Origin of the sequence: Pontibacter virosus (genome assembly GCF_003096355.1) — a bacterium.
Lineage (GTDB): Bacteria > Bacteroidota > Bacteroidia > Cytophagales > Hymenobacteraceae > Pontibacter > Pontibacter virosus.
In genome coordinates this window covers 119,980-135,402 of record NZ_QEKI01000003.1, presented here as the reverse complement: position 1 = coordinate 135,402, position 15,423 = coordinate 119,980, and the positions used below count along the sequence as shown (strand labels likewise).

The following is a 15,423-nucleotide window of genomic DNA, read 5'->3' as shown; positions in this document are numbered from 1 at the left end:
GTAAGCTTACTTAAGTACTGTTAAAACACCCTTCTGCACCAGGTTGATATCCTTCACCTCGATGATGTAGAAATAAGAACCTTCCTTTATCTGCCCGTCCTGACTACGGCCGTCCCAGCCCTGCTCCGGATTAGAGGTATGGAACAGTCTTCTGCCTGCCCGGTCAAATACCTGGATGCTGACCTCGTCATAAAACTTGAGTTCCGGCACAGACCAGGTATCGTTTATCCCGTCACCGTCTGGCGAAAAGGCATTCACGAATTTGAGCGGATTAGCCGGCTGGTATACCTCCTTGCTCAGGGTGAAGGTTTGTTCAAAGCTGTTCTGGAAAGGATCCGTGGTGCGTACCCGGATCTGGAAGTTGCGGATGCCCGATAGCCCGGTGTTGGATTTCAGGTATAGCTGGCCATCCCTGAGTTCAAAATAGCTGTTATGCTCTGCACCTTGTCCGTTCACCAGGGCATAGGTGTGCGTGTCATCGTCCGGGTCGGTGGTGCTGAAGGTCAGCAGCACCTCATCGGGCGTCGCGTTCGGTTTGAAAGCGTTCTGGCTAACCGCGATGGCGGTCGGTGGCTGGTTCGGCTCTACGGTTACCGTGATGCTGGCCTGGCGGTTGTCCTGGTTGGTGGTGTTCGGTTTCAGCACCAGCTCCCCGCTCAAGGTATAAGTGCCGGGCTTTAACCCATCGTAGTTACCTTGCTGCCATTTCACTTCCAGGTCATCTTCTTCGCCATTGGTATAGCGCGCCTTGGCCTGTGACGGCAGCGGCAGGTCCTCAAAGCTGGTTCGGAACGGAACGCTAATCGCATCAAAGCTGCTTACGGTCACGATGTTTTTGGTTACCTTCACGACCTGTGCTGTGGCATCAGCCCCCCGGTTACCGGCGGCATCTACCAGGTAGAACGAAAGGGTGAGCGTGCCGTCGTGCACACCGCTCAGATCGAGATTCTCAACTTGGAAGGAAGTAGATGTTGTGTTGGCGGTGCCGGTCACATCCGTACCGCCTTTGTCGCTGCTGATGGTGTAGAAGTAAGTGGCGCCCTGCTCAGCTCCTTTCACGCTGAATGAGATTTGCTTTTGGTTGCTGTGATCCACCTTGTCGGTGCCGAAAGCCACGGTATAGCCGGCTGGAGCATTGCCATCAAATCGGACACTCAAAGTGTTTGAAGCCGTGTTGGGGTTACCCGCTGCATCCTCCACCTTGCCGGCTGTTACACGCACGGTCACTTCGCCATCGGCGGTCGGCTTGATCACGGCGCTATACACTTGATCGTCTGTTTTCTTAATCTCGCCGGCTGTGCCATTGGCTACGGTGATATTGGCTACAGCGAAACCCTCTACCGCTTCGCTGAACCGGAAGTTCACTGTAAATGGCTTGTTGGTCAATTCAGGCGCATCAGTGCTCAGCACCACAGTCGGTGATGTGGCATCATACTGACGCTTGAGTACATTCGATGCGGTATTGCCATTTCCGGCCTGGTCTTCTACTTTATCAGCAGTTAGTTGCAGGCTCACTTCGCCGTCTTTCTCAGGCGTCAGCACAACCGTATAGGTCGTGTTGTCAGTTTTCTGCAGATTGCTCAGTTTGCCGTTCGTTGTAGTGAAGGAGCTTAAGGCAAGTCCGGTAACAGGCTCGCTGAAAGTCAAAGTGACAGGTATAGGAGCATTGGTCAGGTCGCCTGCTGTGGTAGCCAGCGCAACCGTAGGCGGCGCCACGTCATAGAGTCGTTTCAACTCAGCAGAGGCTTCGTTGCCATTGCCGGCTTCGTCAGTTGCCTTGTTGGCTGCCAGACTGACAATGACTTCTCCATCGGCAGCAGGACTGATGGTAGCCGTATACACTGTGGCGCTTTCGGCTTTCAGGTTTCCTGCCGCCCCATTCTGCACACTGATATCAGCTGCCGCAAAGCCTGTTACTGCCTCATCGAAGGTGAACTTCACTGTAAATGGCGCTTTCACGATCTGAGAAGCCTCCGAACTCAGTGTTACCTTCGGCCGCTTCAGGTCATAGGCGATCTCCAGTTTATTGGAGGCCGTGTTGCCGTTTCCGGCCAGGTCTGTCGCCTTGGCCGCAGCCAGACTGATGGCTATCGTGCCCTGCCCGTTGGCAGGTGGTGTAATAGTAGCCGTATAAGTGGACTTGTCTACTTCTTTCAGATCGCTCAACGTGCCACCCGTAACCGTGACATCTCCAGCAGCAAGGCCGTACACCTCTTCCGTGAACTTGAACTGCACCGCGAAGGCTTTGGTCACCGGCGCTTTCGTCTCGGTACTCAGGACAACATCCGGACGGGTCAGGTCGATGGTGACGGTAAAGGTACTGCTGACTTTGCTCACATTGCCTGCTATGTCTGTTGCCGTGGCAGTGAAACGGTACACGCCTGATGGCAGCGTCGTGCTTTCATAATTGTAAGTCCAGTCGCCGCTGTCATTGGTTTGTACTTTACCCAGCACACCCCGCTCGGCTTCGCTTACCGTTACCTCTACCCCGGCCTGCGCCTTGCCTGACAAGCGAATGGTGTTATCGGAGGTCACCCGGTCGTTGTTAACTGGGCCACGGTCTTCGGTGACAGCTGTAAAAGTAGGAGGTGTCGGAGGTTCTGTGATGATGGTCCAGGTATGGGTGGCCGGCGTGGTGTCTTTTCGCCCGGCAGCATCCACAGCCCGTACGGACAAGGTATAGCGCCCATCGGCCAGGTTGTTCAGGGTATACGGATTGCTCACAGCTTCATAATCGCCCCCATTCAAACTCACCTCAAAGAAAACGGGTGTTTTGTTGCTGGCAAACTCAAATGTTGCCGTCTTGCTATTCGATATTTCGCTTGGTTTCTTGGTGATCGTGGTTTCGGGGTTATTGGAACTGACTGCAGAAGGCTTGAGCAAGGGCTCCAATGCCTTAAACCACTGATTGGCCATTTTCTGATAGCCTGATGGAGCGGGATGCAGTGCATCGTCCATGTCGCCACCATCGCCAGATAATCTGTAGATGAGACCTGCGGCTTTTTCCATGTCTACTACAATCAGCCTATCGCTCTTTGTACGGATGCGGTTCTCTGCCATGGCAGCCAGTTTCACATTAAAACGTGAGGTATACTCCACCGCGGCCGGGTCATTCTCCTGACGAACACGGTTGATGATCAGTCCCAGTACGACTGTTACCTCTTTATTGGCCCTGGCTTCATAGGCATCCACTTCGTCAAGTATAGCGGCCATTTCAGCAATTGCCTGATCGTCGTCGGTGACGCCCCACTGTCCGCCATTGGTGCCCAGGTGCAGCAGCACGATATCCGGGTTAAACTTGTCCAGGTATGTACCTGAGCCACGAGAAACTAATACATTATCCTGGTTACGGTAACTGCTGGTACGCAGCAGGCTCGCAATGTCGCCGGTGCGTGCCGCTGAAAAGCCAGCGTTCTGATCGTTAGCCAGCGTTGCACTGCCCGAGCGTTCGCTACCCACGTAAGTGAACTTAGCGTTGGCACCCATCAACAAATCGTACAACTGCTTGCGGTAAGCGATGCGATCTGCGTCCGGTCGGGTATCGCTGAACTTAGTGCCGTGGGTGTTGGAATCGCCGAGCGGCATGATGTTAAAAGTTTTGCTCTGCGCATGCGTGGTGGCGCTCACTGTACTGCTCCAGGGCGAATCACCGGAACTTGCCACAGCTTTCACGCGGTAATAATATTTCTCGCCATACCCCAGTCCGGTATCGCGGTAGGTATAGATTGTTTTGCCGCTGGTTACAGCAACAGTGGCATGCGCCTGAAAGCCATTGTCTGCAAACAGCGAACGTTCGATCACATACTGGGTGGCGCCTGTTACCGCATTCCACTGGATGGTGATGGCACCAACAAGGGAAGGCTGTGCTTTGACGGCTGCGGGGGCTGTGGCAAAAAAGGCGAAAGTAGTCGAAGCGGCTGTGCTTCTGATTCCTGAAAAAGCAATTACTATAAAGAGTACTATAAAAACTGTCAATCTGGTTTGTCTTCTGTAGACGAACGAGTAAATTTTATCCATATATACTAAGAGAATCGAATTAAATTACCTTTCTAAGCTGATGTTATGGAGGTTCAGAGGGCTTAACGAAAATTGCTGCGCCGGGTTGAGTAATTGGATCAGAATATATAGTAATACCACCCTTTAGCAGGGTCAGTTACCTGTTAAACTTTGTATAGTGCAGTTCCGCAACTCTGATTTTTGTACTGGTTGGCGTTGGTTATCAGATGTTGGATGAAAAAACATAACTTGGCACAGCAAGGTACATCCGGTGCTGGGAAGTAGCGGTGCACGCGGATTAGTGCCCTTCACGGCTGTGGCTACCGACATGCTGCGAAACGTGGAAGTCAACTATACCTCCGGCGACCTGTATAAGGCTCTGCGCGCCTCCATTGCTATACCTGGTGTCTTTACGCCCGTGCTTGAAAACGGACAATTTCTGGTGGATGGCGGAGTGGTCAATCCACTTCCCCTCAACCTGGTGCGTAAAAAGAAAAATGAACTGATCATGGCGGTCAACCTGAACGGCCCGGCAACTTTGGTGATTAATGGTGGACCTGAACTTCTCTCCTGCCCCGTTGCACCAGCATCCAGCCGACAGCCAGCATTACCAGCGATATACCTAGAAAGCCAAAATTCCAGGCTGATGGGTTAGTACTTATCTCCCGCACGTTGTGCAGTACCAGGATGTGATCATCGATGATGCCCTCCACGATATTGAACAAGCCGAAACCGAACAGCAAACTTCCTCCGAAGATACGGTTGGACAAAACAGCTTTGCGCTCGTAGGCCACACGCCAGAGCAAGTAGATGCCCAGTGCCGTAGTCAGCCAGGTAAAGGCGTGGAAGATGCCATCCCAGAACATGTTAGTCTCTTTGTTGAGCAGCGTGTCGGGTGGCAGTTTGGCTGAGATCATCTGGTGCCACTGCAGGATCTGGTGCAGCACGATCCCATCCACAAATCCACCCATACCGATACCGATCAGGGTGGCTGCTGCGATTAAAGGACCAGTGCGGGCGGGCTTTACTTCTTCAATGGGTATTTGTCTTTTCATAGCCTACTTAAGTTTATTTAGTCTGTAGACCGCCGCCCCGATAAACAGAAAGGGCAGCAGCATGTAAAAGAAAAGTTTGAGAAAGCTTTCGTCGAAGATAGCGGCCTGCAGGGGGCGGTTGCAGGTGGTGCAGGCCAGGACTGGCAGACTGGTCACTAAAACCAGCAGCACTAGCATGGTCAGGCGTGGTATTGAACAAGCGTTTTTCATAAAGCGCTATCCCTGTTTAACGTCACATCAAATTATTGCATCCATATACCTGCCTTACAGCGCTTTAGTTACTGCACAAAGGCCATTTCCCGTTAACGCATCAGGCAATCATGCAGCATGTTTTCAAAAATGCGGGCTTGTGTAACCATAGTCACTGAACACCGCCATCTATATGAAGACCTTTGTATGGTCAACTAAACAGAACCACGATGCAGCAATTCTGGAACGAGCGCTATAGCCAGCAGAAGATGGTCTACGGCAATGAACCGAATGTCTTTCTGAAAGAACAACTACAAGCCTTAACACCGGGCAAAATTCTGTTTCCTGCCGAAGGGGAAGGCAGAAATGCCGTGTATGCCGCCCGGCAAGGCTGGAGTGTACTGGCCTTCGACTATAGTGAGGCCGGACAGGCGAAAGCGTTGGCACTGGCAGCTAAGCAGGGAGTCAGCATAGACTACCGCCTGGCCGATGCCGGCAGTTTTGCAACTGAACCAGAAAGTGTAGATGCCGTGGCGTTGATTTACGCACACCTCTCTTCCGAACTGCGCCAGTCCCTGCACCGCAAGGTACAGCAGTGGCTCAAACCCGGTGGCATAGTCATACTGGAGGCTTTTCATCCGAAGCAACTGGTCTATACTTCTGGAGGTCCTAAGGACGAAGCCATGCTCTATACCGCCGACATGGTAAAGCGAGACTTTGCAGGTATGGCAATCATCCTGCTGGAGGAAAAAGCAATTGAGCTCAGCGAAGGAGCTTACCATAGCGGCCCTGGCTTCGTGACTCGGTTCGTGGCGACTAAAACAAAATAGGTATCACATCAAAACAGCTATACAAGCGATAACCAAGCAACAGACAATGGAAAAGAAACTCAACATCATGGTGCCCGTGGACTTCACGCCGGTATCTTATAAGTCACTGCAATTTCTAAATTTAGTTCTGGAGAAAGCGCCCGTGAATCTTCACCTGGTGCACGTTATTCAGGTGAATGCCGCCGAATGGGCCGGCAACACAGACTCTTCTGAAAGTATCGATAGAGCCAGGTTGTATGCGCAGGAACAGCAAGCGAATCAGCAATTCGACGAGCTCAGGAAACAGGCAGGCATCGACTTTACGAGCGCTGTACTGTACGGTGGCCTTACTACCAGCCTGACCAAGTATGCCGAGCAGCAACAGGCAGACCTGATCATCATGGGCACAGAGGGAGCCGATGGCTGGTACGAACGCATGTCAGGTTCTGAGGCGCAGCATGTGGTGCGTTATACCCATATACCTGTTATAACCATCCAGCAGGACGCCTCAATCACGCCAATAAAGAACCTGTTGTGGGTGGCAGATTTCGCAGCTGAAAAACAGCCTGTGCAATCAGTTAACACCATCAAGACACTGCAGCAGTTGTTTGGAGCCCAGTTGCACCTGCTCCAGATCATCGACAAAGGAGACGAACCGAAGCTGGACTCGCTCGAAGCCGGGATGCAGCGCTTTGCTGAAAAACTGCATTTGCAGAACTACGAACTGCACTTCAAGAGCGATGACAAAGTGCCGGCCGGTGTACGCAACTTTAACCGCGAAACTGAAATGGACCTGGTGCTGATCGGGACGCATGGCCGCAAAGGTTTCAGTCACATCTTCTACGGCAGCATAGCCGAGACGCTTGTGAACCACTGCATCCGCCCACTGCTGACGTATCACCTCAACTAATATTATTTCGCTTACCTAAACCGGAGCAGCTATACCTGTTCCGGTTATTTTTATACCTACCCATGTTTAAAACAATTGCGCTGTTCACCGCACTTCTGGTGACAACCGGATGGGGCACAGCTGCTGCACAGGAGCACACGAGCGGGCATGCAGCCCATCCCTCTTCTACTGAAAGCGACACCGTACAAATCAGAAGTGCAAAAGACCTTTTCAGCAAAGGTGAAGTGGAAGGCCACGTGCGCAACTATTTTATGGCCACCTTCAACCACGGCTCCCTCTCCGACAATTACGCCAATGCTATCGGTGCCGAGATCGGGTATCAAACAGCCTCCCTGCATGGTTTTCGCTTTGGGTTTGCCGGTCTCTTTACCTACAACCTGTTCTCCTCTAACCTGGGCGAGCGTGATTTCATCGCTGAAAAACACCCGAAACTGGAACTGGAGCTTTTTGATATAGAGGACCCGCACAACAAAGCAGATCTGGACCGCCTCGACGAGCTATACCTGGCGTATAACTCTGCCCGGCTCCGGGCGAAGGTGGGTCGTTTCAGCTTTACTTCTCCCCTGATGAACCCGCAGGACACGCGCATGAAGCCCTACTCCTTTCAGGGGATAAAGGTGCAAGTGCCCCTGCAGGACATAGGACTTTTTACCACCGCCTGGTTTGACCATTTCTCCCCCAGAAGTACTGTAGAGTGGTTTAAGGCAGGAGAAACCATCGGCATCTTCTCTCCGGGATTGGATGAATGGGGTAATCCATCGGCCTATCCGCACCACACGCAAACCAAAGGGGTAGCCGTGACAGGCCTGCAGCTAAACCCAAACAAAGGCCTCCAGGCTGAAGCCTGGAACTACTGGATTGAGAATGTATCTAATAACAGCTATGGCAAAGCCGTGGTAGAAGTTGCGCCTCAAGTAAAGGCAGGTATGGAAGGTTTGTACCAGTTTCAAATCGGGAACGGGGGTAATTCGGAGAATGCACTGGTCTACTTTCCAAATCAGCAGCAATGGCTGGTTGGCGGTATGCTCGCCTATGAACCTCAGAACCTGCACCTGTCGCTTAACTACCTGCACATCTCTGGTAACGGCCGTTTTTTGTTCCCGCGTGAGTGGGGACGTGAACAGTTCTTTGCAACAATTTCGAGAGGCCGCATGGAAGGGCTGGGCCAATCCGATTTGTTGGTAGCCAAGGCCCGTAAAAAATGGGCGGGCAACTTCTCATCAGAACTGGCACTCGCCAAGTCCTGGCTGCCTGCACCTGATGACTACCGGTATAACAAGTATGACGCGATGTCTTACTGGGGCTGGGTCGCTGATCTGAACTACACTCCTGCTAAACCAGTACTGGATGGGCTTAGCTTCCGCTTGCTTTACATCGGCAGAACATCCCCGGACATGGACATACCACTGAAAGACATGTATTACAACACAAACTTTAATAATATCAACTTCATTACCCAGCTGACATTTTAGGTATAGCTAACTAAAAATAACAACAATTTACCCGTGATTAACGCTATGTGACTTACGTCACTGTGTACGGTTTATGTATAGTATACCTTTGTGATGAAATCAGGAAGTTCTGTAATACTTACTGACTTGTTAAAGCTTAAAACCCAAAACCCATGAAAATAGAACAGTTTGAAGACAAAGGCTTAGCACATTACGCTTACGCCATACTGAGTGAAAAAACCGGCGAAGTTGTACTGGTAGACCCGGCTCGCAACCCGCAACCTTACTACGATTTCGCTGAGAAAAACAATGCGAAAATAGTAGGGGTCATCGAGACGCACCCGCATGCTGACTTTGTGAGTTCTCACCTGGAAATACATGAGAAAACAGGCGCCACCATTTATGCACACAGTATGGTAGGCGCTGACTATCCGCACAAAACCTTTGATGAGGGCGCAGTACTGGAGATTGGCGACGTGAAGCTGAAGTCTATCCATACGCCGGGCCACTCCCCTGACGGCATCAGCATCGTGCTGGAGCACGAAGGCAAGGACAAAGCCGTGTTTACAGGCGATACGCTGTTCATCGGTGATGTGGGCCGTCCGGATTTGCGCGAGAGTGCCGGCAACATCACAGCCAAGCGCGAAGAGCTGGCTCGCCAGATGTACCACAGCACCCGCGAGAAACTGATGAAACTGGACGATGATGTGCTGGTATACCCTGCGCACGGAGCCGGTACGCTTTGCGGTAAAGGTCTGAGCGAAGCTAATAGCAGCACCATCGGTGTAGAGAAGATGAGCAATTACGCCCTGCAGGAAATGAGCGAAGACGCTTTTGTGAAAGTGCTCACGGAAGACCAGCCGTTTATACCTAAATACTTTGGTTATGACGTGGGACTGAACAAACAAGGCGCACCTGCTTATCAGCCAAGTCTGGACAAGGTAAAGAGGCTGGATAAAAACCATAAGCCTGGCAAAGGCACTGTCATCGTAGACGGTCGCAGCGAAAAGGTTTTCAAGAAAGGACACCTCGAAGGGGCCATTAACATCCAGAATGGTGGTAAGTTTGAAACCTGGCTGGGCAGTATCGTAGGTCCGGATGAACGCTACTACCTGATCGCCGAAACAGAAGAAGAACTGAATGACCTGATTCAAAAAGCTTCTAAAATCGGATACGAACTGCTGATTGAAGGCGCTTTTATACAGACCGAGGCAGCCGAGGAGAAATCTCCTGTGATCGATGTGGCAGCGTTCAAAGAGAATCAGGAAGAGTATACGATCGTGGATATCCGCAACGCGTCGGAAGTGAAAGGTGGCAAGTTCTTTGACAAGGCCATCAACATTCCGCTTCCAGAACTGCGGGAGCGTGCGAAAGAGATTCCTGCAGACAAGCCAGTTGTGGTACACTGTGCGGGTGGTTACCGTTCTGCTGCCGGTAGCAGCATCGTGGAGGCCGCTTTACCAGATACCAAAGTGCTTGACCTCAGCGAAGCTGTAAACGACTTTAAATAAGCTATCTATAAGTTTTTTCATTGCCAGTGCAGGTGCTTTTAGTGCCTGCACTGGTTTTTTGCATATTTGCGTATACATTTATACACCCCTGCCCCTCTCAAGAGCAGGGCCGTTTTATTCTGATAAAACATACTCAAAACTTACTGTCATTCTGTAAAGAAACTTGGTTGAAATAGAGGGCCCCTACCACCGGGAGGTTAAGCCCATGCTACTTGCTACCAAGATCCTTACAGGATGACAAAAAAGTAGGATTAAACGACCCTTCTCTCAAGAGGAAATTACATAGGAGAAATGCCTTTCTCTTGAGAGGTGCAGTGGTGCGTTAAAAAAGCTAACCAAACCCAATCAACCTATACATCGCATGGAAATACCGCAGAAAGAAGATATCCTCAAAAGATTCCCGCAGTTCGAACAGTCGTTACTCGATGATATACTCGCGCACAGCACCATCCGTGAAGTGGAGGAAGGCGAAGAGGTCATGCGCACCGGACAGTACATCCGCTCCACTGTTCTGCTTTTGAGCGGATTGCTCAAGGTATACCGCGAGGACGACGAAGGCAATGAGTTCCTCATGTACTACCTCGAACCCGGGAATGCCTGCGCTATGTCCATGATGTGCACCGCCCGCGACGAGCAGAGCCAGATCATGGCGAAAGCCGTTACAGAAGCAGAGGTGATCCTAATCCCTTCACACCTTTCTGAGCAGTGGCTGGCCAAGTACAAGAGCTGGCACAACTTTGTGATCGCCTCCTACCGCCAGCGCTTCGAAGAGCTGCTGCAAACCCTCGATAGCATCGCTTTCAAAGGTCTCGATGAACGCCTCCTGTTCTACCTTAAGCGCCACGTGAAAGTAAGCGGCAAAGAGATCCGCCTTTCCCACCAACAAATCGCCCTTGAGCTCAACAGTTCCCGCGAAGTCATCTCCCGCCTTCTCAAAAAACTCGAGCAAACTGGAGCTATTACGCTTCACCGGAATTACATTGAAGTACATGATCTGGAGTTAGTTTGAATTTTGTAGGGACAGGTCGCGACCTGTCCGAATCGTGCACCGAAATTCCATCTTGGGAAGTAGGACTGTTTCATCTTAGGAAAACGAGCTCAGACATTACTGTCATTCTGTAAAGAAACTTGGTCAAACAGAGGGCCCCTACCCCCGGGAGGTTAAGCTTAAACTAAATGCTACCAAGATCCTTTCAGGATGACAAAAGAAACTGGTTGATACGGTCTTGCAATTGAGAGGAACTAGGGCGGGCTATTCATGCGCCGACAATCACATGCAAAAATTCGAGCTTTTAAGTGATACAGAACTAATGCTTTCCTATTCTGTTGCATAGCCCAGCATTTCGCGCGGACAGGTCGCGACCTGTCCCTACAAATCGGAAAATTGGTTCTGTGATACTAGTCACTGAAGTCCGTTTATAACCTCTATACCTTTGTACCAGATTACAAAACAAACGAAATAATCAATGGAAATACTAGGTTATATAGCGGCCCTTCTGATCGGGCTTTCACTTGGACTAATTGGGGGCGGGGGCTCTATTCTGACGGTGCCGGTGTTGGTATACCTGATCGGGCTAAGTCCCGTTATCTCTACCGCCTACTCGCTTTTTATTGTGGGCCTTACCAGCCTGGTGGGCTCTTACAAATTCTATAAAAACGGATTGGTCAGCATGAAGACTGCCATTGTTTTCGGTCTGCCTTCTATTGTGGCGGTATACCTGACACGACGCTACCTGGTTCCGGCCATACCGGAAGAGATCTTCTCAGTAGGCGACTTTATGGTCACCAAAGGCATCATGCTCATGCTACTTTTTGCTGGGCTCATGGTGTTTGCTTCGGTTAGCATGATCAAGAAGAAAAAAGTGCCTGCCACAACACCTACCGACCCGGTGGATACAGTAGACGAGAACATCGACACGGAAATTGACGTGGAAGGGAATGGCTCGCCACACCCGCAACCAAAATTTAACTACGGTGGCATTCTCGCCGAAGGTCTGGTAGTAGGTACGCTCACCGGATTGGTCGGTGCAGGCGGTGGCTTTTTGATTATTCCTGCGCTCGTACTCTTCAGTAAACTCGACATGAAAATGGCGGTCGGCACATCCCTGCTGATCATCGCAGCCAAGTCGCTTTTCGGCTTCATCGGCGACATTTTCAACTACGAAATCGACTGGATGTTCCTGGGTATTTTCTCGGCCATTTCGATTGCCGGCATCTTCATCGGTACCGCACTTTCCGCTAAGATCCATGCCGATAAACTCAAGACCGCTTTTGGTTGGTTCGTCTTGGTGATGGGTCTGTATATCATCGGAAAAGAGCTTTTCTTCTAAAAAAATCGCTTGCGTGACCTATGTCACTGTATCGCGCTGATTATATTCAGATATTTGTCATGTCATCGGATAAAAGGTGACAGCATCACCAAAAAATTAAAAGACCCAAATTCCTATACCCATGAAAGTAGAACAGATCTATACCGGTTGCCTGGCACAGGGCGCTTACTACATCGAAAGCAACGGTGAAGTAGCCATTATTGATCCGCTGCGCGAGATCAAGCCATACCTGGAGAAAGCTGAAAAAGCCAATGCGAAGATCAAATATGTACTGGAGACGCACTTCCATGCCGATTTCGTTTCGGGCCACGTGGACCTGGCGAAGGCTACGGGTGCGCAGATTGTTTTCGGACCGAATGCACAGCCAACTTTTGAGGCTCACATTGCGACGAATGGTGAAGAACTGAAACTGGGCGACGTAATCATCAAGGTGCTGCACACTCCGGGTCATACCATGGAGTCCACCACTTACCTGCTGCTCGACGAAAACGGCAAAGAGTACGCGATCTTCTCGGGTGATACGCTCTTCATCGGCGACGTGGGTCGTCCGGACCTGGCTGTAAAATCAGACCTGACCGAGGCGCAACTGGCCGCACATTTGTACGACTCGCTTCGCAACAAGATCATGACCTTGCCGAATGACGTGATCGTATACCCGGCACACGGTGCGGGCTCTGCCTGTGGCAAAAATATGAGCAAAGAGACCACCGACCTGCTCGGTAATCAGAAAAAAACGAATTATGCCCTGCGTGCCGACATGACGAAAGAAGAGTTTGTGAAAGAAGTAACCGACGGTCTGCTTCCTCCTCCAGGCTACTTCCCGATGAACGTGAAGATGAACAAGGAAGGCTACGCCAACATTACCGACGTGCTAACCCAGGGCCAGCAGGCGCTGTCACCGGAGGCTTTTGAAGCAGCGGTAAACGAAACGGGCGCTCTGGTACTGGATACCCGCAAGCCGGAGACTTTTGCAACTGGCTTTATTCCGAACTCGATCAACATTGGCATCGACGGCAACTTTGCTCCCTGGGTAGGTGCCCTGATCCCGGATGTACAGCAGGCTATTCTCTTCATCGCCGACGAAGGCCGCGAAGAAGAAGTAGTGACCCGACTGGCCCGTGTAGGTTACGATAATACGTTGGGTTATCTGCAGGGAGGTTTTGCGGCCTGGCAGGCGGCTAACAAAGAAGTAGACACGATCAAATCGATCTCTGCTACCGAGTTTGCGACTGACTTTGCCCAGAACAACAGCATAAAAGTAGTGGATGTGCGCAAGCCGGGCGAATACCAGGCCGAGCACGTAGAAACTGCCCAACACGCGCCACTCGACTACCTGAACGACTACCTGGCCGAGCTTCCGAAAGTGGAAGACATGTACATTCACTGCGCCGGTGGCTACCGCTCCATGATCGCAGCGTCTATCCTGAAGGCAAGAGGTTTTGATAATGTGATCAACGTGGAAGGTGGCTTTAAGTCCATTGCCGAGACAGACGTACCCAAAACAGCCTACGTTTGTCCGTCAACACTAAAGTAAAGTGGTTTAGTAGTTTGATAAGGAAAGCGGGGACGGTATAAACTGGCCCCGTTTTCTTTTAACACTGTACTGCGTGACCAAAGTCACTGAACCTGATTTGATCTACCTGTACCTTTGTATTGTAAATTTTAAATCACTAACAACAAGACATAAAAGCCATGTTTAATATCTTCAAATCCGCTCCCAAGAATTACGAAAATCTGGACGGAAAAGCATTTAAAACAAAATTTCAGGGCGCTCCCAAAGCGGAGCTGCTGGATGTAAGAACAGCCGGTGAATTCGCCTCGGGCACCATCAAAGGCGCCAGGAACCTGGACGTAACCACTGGTCAGTTCCAGAACGCACTGGGCTCACTTGACAAGGGTAAAGAATACTTTGTGTTCTGCCGCAGTGGCAACCGCAGCGGTTCTGCCTGCGAACTGATGAGCGCACAGGGCTTCAAGTGTTATAACCTCGCAGGAGGTGTAGGCGCCTGGCCAAACAATTAATAGCAATACATAACCTGAGCAGCTAAGGAAGGAGTCTGCGACCTTGCTCCTTCCCTGCTTATCTCTCTTAAACACCAAATAGTAAATAAATTAAAAATATGTTAGAGCTTATAAGACAACCCTGGCCATGGTATACCTCGGGTATCGTGATCGCTTTCATCATGGTGTTGCTGTTGTTTTTCGGCAAGTCGTTTGGTTTCTCTTCTAACCTGCGCACCATCTGCTCGGCCTGTGGCGCCGGCAAAAACGTTAAGTTTTTTGATTTCGACTGGCGCTCGCAAACATGGAACCTGTTGTTCCTGGTAGGCGCTGTGATCGGTGGTTTCATCTCGGCAGAGTTTCTCTCTTCCGGTGAACCGGTACAGATTTCTCAGGCCACGATTCAAGACCTGCAGCAGTTGGGCATCTCATCGCCGGACGGCATGCAACCACAGGAAATATTCAGTCTGAGCGCAGCCTTCACCCTTAAAGGATTTCTGATCCTGCTGCTGGGCGGCTTTGCCATCGGTTTTGGTGCACGCTACGCCGGGGGTTGTACCTCAGGACACGCCATCAGTGGTATTTCCAACCTGCAGTTGCCTTCGCTGATCGCCGTGATCGGCTTCTTTATCGGTGGTCTGATCACCACTTTTGTGCTGCTGCCGCTCATTTTCTAAAGCTTAAATTACAGACTCGTGAAAGGTATAAAATTTATAATTGCCGGCATTTTGTTCGGCATCGTGATGAGTAAGTCGGAGGCCATATCATGGTTCCGAATCCAGGAGATGTTCCGCTTCCAGGACTTCCACATGTATGGTATCATCGGTACGGCTGTGGTGCTGGGCACCATTGCCACCTTCCTGATAAAGAAGTTCAAGCTACGTGATTACCAGGGCAACCCCATTGTGTTCACGCCGAAGGAAAAGTCGATTCCGCGCTACATCATTGGCGGTACCATTTTCGGTTTGGGTTGGGCACTCACAGGCGCCTGTCCGGGTCCGATGTTCGTAAACATTGGGTATAGCTACTGGGCAATCTTTATCGCCATAGCCGGTGCGCTGTCAGGTACTTACCTGTACGGTGCCATCAAAGACAGATTGCCGCATTAAGAAAGAAATTGGCTAATTGTTGAGTACGTGCTGAAAGCCATTTGCCACAAGCAGTGGCTTTC

The 15,423-nt window shown here is 50.8% G+C and carries 14 protein-coding genes; 11 read left to right on the top strand and 3 right to left on the bottom strand.

What is annotated here, in order from left to right; all coding sequences use genetic code 11:
• Positions 1–6 precede the first annotated feature (6 nt).
• The gene (locus C8E01_RS05855; protein ID WP_243409446.1) at positions 7–3,975 is read right to left on the bottom strand and encodes an Ig-like domain-containing protein; all 3,969 of its coding nucleotides are present in this window, start codon (positions 3,973–3,975) and stop codon (positions 7–9) included.
• Positions 3,976–4,324: 349 nt separating this feature from the next.
• On the opposite strand from C8E01_RS05855, the gene C8E01_RS21885 reads away from it, so the two are divergent.
• On the top strand, positions 4,325–4,651 hold the full coding sequence (locus C8E01_RS21885; protein ID WP_243409467.1) for a patatin-like phospholipase family protein: 327 nt from the start codon (positions 4,325–4,327) through the stop codon (positions 4,649–4,651).
• On the opposite strand, the gene C8E01_RS05845 is transcribed toward C8E01_RS21885, so the two are convergent.
• On the bottom strand, positions 4,542–5,051 hold the full coding sequence (locus tag C8E01_RS05845) for a DUF2243 domain-containing protein (protein ID WP_116542429.1): 510 nt from the start codon (positions 5,049–5,051) through the stop codon (positions 4,542–4,544). The genes C8E01_RS21885 and C8E01_RS05845 overlap by 110 nt on opposite strands.
• A 3-nt stretch (positions 5,052–5,054) precedes the next feature.
• On the bottom strand, positions 5,055–5,261 hold the full coding sequence (locus C8E01_RS05840) for a hypothetical protein (protein ID WP_116542428.1): 207 nt from the start codon (positions 5,259–5,261) through the stop codon (positions 5,055–5,057).
• A gap of 209 nt (positions 5,262–5,470) precedes the next feature.
• On the opposite strand from C8E01_RS05840, the gene C8E01_RS05835 reads away from it, so the two are divergent.
• The 10 genes from C8E01_RS05835 to C8E01_RS05790 all read left to right on the top strand — a co-directional run bounded on the left by C8E01_RS05835 (position 5,471) and on the right by C8E01_RS05790 (position 15,361).
• Complete coding sequence (locus tag C8E01_RS05835; RefSeq protein ID WP_116542427.1) at positions 5,471–6,070, top strand: class I SAM-dependent methyltransferase; 600 nt, start codon at positions 5,471–5,473, stop codon at positions 6,068–6,070.
• 46 nt (positions 6,071–6,116) lie between these two features.
• A complete protein-coding gene (locus C8E01_RS05830) occupies positions 6,117–6,959 on the top strand; it encodes a universal stress protein (RefSeq protein ID WP_116542426.1) in 843 nt (280 codons plus the stop codon).
• Between the two features lie 62 nt (positions 6,960–7,021).
• Positions 7,022–8,431: a porin gene (locus C8E01_RS05825; protein WP_116542425.1), complete on the top strand. Its 1,410-nt coding sequence runs from the start codon at positions 7,022–7,024 to the stop codon at positions 8,429–8,431.
• Between the two features lie 152 nt (positions 8,432–8,583).
• On the top strand, positions 8,584–9,921 hold the full coding sequence (locus C8E01_RS05820; protein ID WP_116542424.1) for an MBL fold metallo-hydrolase: 1,338 nt from the start codon (positions 8,584–8,586) through the stop codon (positions 9,919–9,921).
• A 361-nt stretch (positions 9,922–10,282) separates the two neighbouring features.
• Positions 10,283–10,930, top strand: a complete 648-nt coding sequence (locus C8E01_RS05815) for a Crp/Fnr family transcriptional regulator (protein WP_116542423.1) — start codon at positions 10,283–10,285, stop codon at positions 10,928–10,930.
• 457 nt (positions 10,931–11,387) lie between these two features.
• Complete coding sequence (locus C8E01_RS05810; protein ID WP_116542422.1) at positions 11,388–12,251, top strand: sulfite exporter TauE/SafE family protein; 864 nt, start codon at positions 11,388–11,390, stop codon at positions 12,249–12,251.
• Between the two features lie 121 nt (positions 12,252–12,372).
• Positions 12,373–13,785: an MBL fold metallo-hydrolase gene (locus C8E01_RS05805; RefSeq protein ID WP_116542421.1), complete on the top strand. Its 1,413-nt coding sequence runs from the start codon at positions 12,373–12,375 to the stop codon at positions 13,783–13,785.
• A gap of 158 nt (positions 13,786–13,943) precedes the next feature.
• Positions 13,944–14,273: a rhodanese-like domain-containing protein gene (locus tag C8E01_RS05800; RefSeq protein WP_116542420.1), complete on the top strand. Its 330-nt coding sequence runs from the start codon at positions 13,944–13,946 to the stop codon at positions 14,271–14,273.
• A 98-nt stretch (positions 14,274–14,371) separates the two neighbouring features.
• The gene (locus C8E01_RS05795) at positions 14,372–14,929 is read left to right on the top strand and encodes a YeeE/YedE family protein (protein ID WP_116542419.1); all 558 of its coding nucleotides are present in this window, start codon (positions 14,372–14,374) and stop codon (positions 14,927–14,929) included.
• An 18-nt stretch (positions 14,930–14,947) separates the two neighbouring features.
• Positions 14,948–15,361: a DUF6691 family protein gene (locus C8E01_RS05790; protein WP_116542418.1), complete on the top strand. Its 414-nt coding sequence runs from the start codon at positions 14,948–14,950 to the stop codon at positions 15,359–15,361.
• The last annotated feature ends 62 nt before the right edge of the window (positions 15,362–15,423 follow it).

Bases quoted from the DNA above. Each gene is read 5' to 3' on its own strand.
- C8E01_RS05795 (WP_116542419.1), top strand. From the start codon at position 14,372: ATGTTAGAGCTTATAAGACAACCCTGGCCATGGTATACCTCGGGTATC.
- C8E01_RS21885 (WP_243409467.1), top strand. From the start codon at position 4,325: ATGCTGCGAAACGTGGAAGTCAACTATACCTCCGGCGACCTGTATAAG.
- C8E01_RS05800 (WP_116542420.1), top strand. From the start codon at position 13,944: ATGTTTAATATCTTCAAATCCGCTCCCAAGAATTACGAAAATCTGGAC.
- C8E01_RS05835 (WP_116542427.1), top strand. From the start codon at position 5,471: ATGCAGCAATTCTGGAACGAGCGCTATAGCCAGCAGAAGATGGTCTAC.
- C8E01_RS05840 (WP_116542428.1), bottom strand. From the start codon at position 5,261: ATGAAAAACGCTTGTTCAATACCACGCCTGACCATGCTAGTGCTGCTG.
- C8E01_RS05825 (WP_116542425.1), top strand. From the start codon at position 7,022: ATGTTTAAAACAATTGCGCTGTTCACCGCACTTCTGGTGACAACCGGA.
- C8E01_RS05815 (WP_116542423.1), top strand. From the start codon at position 10,283: ATGGAAATACCGCAGAAAGAAGATATCCTCAAAAGATTCCCGCAGTTC.
- C8E01_RS05820 (WP_116542424.1), top strand. From the start codon at position 8,584: ATGAAAATAGAACAGTTTGAAGACAAAGGCTTAGCACATTACGCTTAC.
- C8E01_RS05830 (WP_116542426.1), top strand. From the start codon at position 6,117: ATGGAAAAGAAACTCAACATCATGGTGCCCGTGGACTTCACGCCGGTA.
- C8E01_RS05845 (WP_116542429.1), bottom strand. From the start codon at position 5,051: ATGAAAAGACAAATACCCATTGAAGAAGTAAAGCCCGCCCGCACTGGT.
- C8E01_RS05810 (WP_116542422.1), top strand. From the start codon at position 11,388: ATGGAAATACTAGGTTATATAGCGGCCCTTCTGATCGGGCTTTCACTT.
- C8E01_RS05805 (WP_116542421.1), top strand. From the start codon at position 12,373: ATGAAAGTAGAACAGATCTATACCGGTTGCCTGGCACAGGGCGCTTAC.